The following is a 316-nucleotide window of genomic DNA, read 5'->3' on the forward strand; positions in this document are numbered from 1 at the left end:
CTCCGCCGCCCTTGACGAGGCCGATCACGGTGTCGCGAAGGGACGAGGTTTTCCACGGGTTGGAGGCAACCCGTCCTGTGCCATAGAAAGCAGTCGCGATTTCACGGTAGCTGGCGCCGTTCTTGCGGCCATCGGCGGCCTGCATCATCAGTCGCAGGCGACGCTTCTGCTGAATTGTCATTCGGGTATCTGGCGGCACCGGCCGCCTGTGACAGGAGCGCCAGAACCGGACCAGGGCCTCGACCCGTCCGAGCGTTTGGGAATCGAGCGGGATCAGGGCCGTGAGGGAACGGCTCGCCGCGCTTCCGGGAAGGAG

Annotated in this window: 1 protein-coding gene; it reads right to left on the bottom strand. The window is 65.5% G+C overall.

What is annotated here, in order from left to right:
* The coding region (locus tag EN861_RS34765) for a DUF2285 domain-containing protein (RefSeq protein ID WP_348630922.1) at positions 1-277 on the bottom strand (277 nt) is incomplete at its 3' end.
* Positions 278-316: the final 39 nt, after the last annotated feature.

Source organism: Mesorhizobium sp. M8A.F.Ca.ET.218.01.1.1 (genome assembly GCF_004791165.1).
Taxonomy (GTDB): Bacteria; Pseudomonadota; Alphaproteobacteria; order Rhizobiales; family Rhizobiaceae; genus Mesorhizobium.